Source organism: Dietzia sp. CQ4, assembly GCF_014145125.1.
Lineage (GTDB): Bacteria > Actinomycetota > Actinomycetes > Mycobacteriales > Mycobacteriaceae > Dietzia > Dietzia natronolimnaea.
In genome coordinates, this window is the sequence record NZ_JAALDZ010000435.1 from 1 (window position 1) to 2,648 (window position 2,648).

The following is a 2,648-nucleotide window of genomic DNA, read 5'->3' on the forward strand; positions in this document are numbered from 1 at the left end:
GACTCTGGACCCGGACCGACGTCCCCGCCGACGCCGCGGAGGCCTTCCGCGGTGCCGGCGACATCGTGGCCGAGCAGGCCCGCTGGTGGGCCGAGCGGGCCGCCGGAGCCCGGCGGGACGCCCTCGCGGTCACCTACCGGGAGATCGCGGAGGCGGCCTCCGAGGAGTTCGTCGGCCAGTACGCGGGCGACGTCGCCGTCGTCACCGGTGCCGGCAAGGGCTCCATCGCCGCCGCCGTCACCGGAAAGCTCCTGGCGGGAGGGGCCACCGTGGTGGCCACCACCTCGAACCTGGACCAGTCCAAGCTGGCCTTCTTCAAGGACCTCTACCGTTCCCACGCCCGCGGTGGCGCGGCGCTGTGGGTGCTGCCGGCCAACCTCACGTCGTACTCGGACGTCGACGCGCTGGTCGAGTGGGTCGGATCCGAGCACGCCGAGTCGGCCGGTGGCCAGACCACCGTCCTCAAGGCGCCGCTCACGCCGACGCTGCTCTTCCCGTTCGCCGCCCCGCGTGTCCAGGGTTCGATGGCCGACGCCGGCCCGCGGGCCGAGACCGAGATGCGCGTCCTGTTGTGGGGCGTGGAGAAGCTCGTCGCCGGGCTCGGCGCGATCGGCGCCGACACCGACGTCGACTCCCGTCTGCACGTGGTGCTGCCGGGCTCGCCCAACCGCGGGATCTTCGGTGGCGACGGCGCCTACGGCGAGGCCAAGGCCGCGCTCGACGCCATGATCGCCAAGTGGGGCTCGGAGAAGTCCTGGTCCGAGCGCGTGACGTTCGTCCACGCGATCATCGGCTGGGTCCGGGGCACCGGGCTGATGGGCCACAACGATCCGCTCGTCGACGCCGTGGAGGCCGCGGGCGTGTCCACCTGGTCCACCGCGGGGATCGCCGCCGAGCTGCTGGGCTCGTGCACCCCGGACGTCCGTCGGTCCGCCGGCGAGGCGCCCCTCACCGTCGACCTCACCGGGGGTCTCGGCACCGCCGACCTGGACATGGCCGCGCTCGCCGCGGACCGTCCGGCCCCGGTGACCGAGGCCTCGACCGAGGACGCCGACGGGACCCTCGCGGCCCTGCCGTCGCTGCAGACCGTCACCGCCGACGAGCGCCCCGAGTGGGGCCAGGTCACCCAGGACCTCGAGGACATGGTCGTGATCGTGGGCTCCGGCGAGGTCGGGCCCTACGGCAGCGCCCGCACCCGCTTCGAGGTGGAGACCACCGGCGACCTCAGCGCTGCCGGCGTGGTCGAGCTGGCCTGGTCGACCGGGCTCATCACCTGGGAGGACTCGCCGCGCGCCGGCTGGACCGTCACCGGGTCCGGTGACCCGATCGACGAGGCGGACATCGCCGAGCGTTTCCACGACGAGGTGCTCGCCCGGGTGGGCGTGCGCACCTACGCCGACGATTCGCGCGCGGAGATGTTCGACAACGCCTCGCCGCAGCTGACCTCGGTGTTCCTGCCGGAGGACCTGTCCTTCGTCGTGGACGACGAGGGCCAGGCCCGCGCGTACCAGGAGGACGATCCGGAGAACACCGTCGTCACCCGCAGCGAGGACGGCGAGTGGACGGTCACCCGCAAGGCGGGCACCGAGATCCGCGTCCCCCGCCGCACCACGCTCACCCGCATCGTGGGTGGCCAGATCCCCACCGGCTTCGACCCGACCGCATGGGGAATCCCCGCCGACATGGTCTCCGGTATCGACCGGGTGGCGGCGTGGAACCTGGTGGCCACCGTGGATGCCTTCATCTCCTCGGGCTTCACCCCGGCGGAGCTGCTGGCCCACGTGCACCCGGCCGATGTCGCCAACACGCAGGGCACCGGCATGGGCGGCATGACGAGCATGCGCTCGCTCTACATCGACGGGATCCTGGGCCGCAGCCGCGCCAACGACACGCTGCAGGAGGCGCTGCCCAACGTGGTGGCCGCCCACGTCATGCAGTCCTACGTCGGCGGCTACGGCTCGATGGTCCACCCGGTGGCGGCCTGTGCCACCACCGCGGTGAGCGTCGAGGAGGGTTTCGACAAGATCCGCGCCGGTAAGGCCGAGTTCGTGGTGGCCGGCGGGTTCGACGACCTGTCCACCGAGGGCATCCAGGGCTTCGCCGACATGTCCGCCACCGCCGACTCCGCGGCGATGGCCGCCAAGGGGATCGACGAGCGCCACTACAGCCGGGCGAACGACCGGCGACGCGGCGGGTTCGTCGAGTCCCAGGGCGGCGGCACCATCCTGCTGGCCCGTGGCGACGTCGCGGCCCGCATGGGGCTGCCGGTCCACGGGGTGGTGGCCTGGGCGGGGTCGTACGCCGACGGTGCGCACACCTCGATCCCCGCACCGGGGCTCGGCGCGCTCGGCGCGGGCCGTGGTGGAAAGCGGTCGCCGCTGGCCCGGGGTCTCGCAGAGCTCGGCCTGACCGCGGACGACCTGGCCGTGGTGAGCAAGCACGACACCTCGACCAAGGCCAACGACCCCAACGAGTCGGACCTGCACGAGCGGCTCGGGGCGGCGATCGGTCGCTCCGACGGCAACCCGTTGTTCGTCGTCTCGCAGAAGTCGCTCACCGGGCACGCCAAGGGTGGCGCGGCCGCGTTCCAGCTCATCGGGCTGACCCAGATGCTGCGTTCGGGGACACTGCCCCCCAACCGGGCCCTG

1 protein-coding gene is annotated in these 2,648 nt (G+C 73.0%); it reads left to right on the plus strand.

Translation table 11 applies throughout. The annotated features are described in order from the left end of the window. A partial coding sequence (locus G6031_RS18395) for a beta-ketoacyl synthase N-terminal-like domain-containing protein (protein ID WP_277820186.1) occupies positions 1–2,648 on the plus strand: 2,648 nt, incomplete at both ends.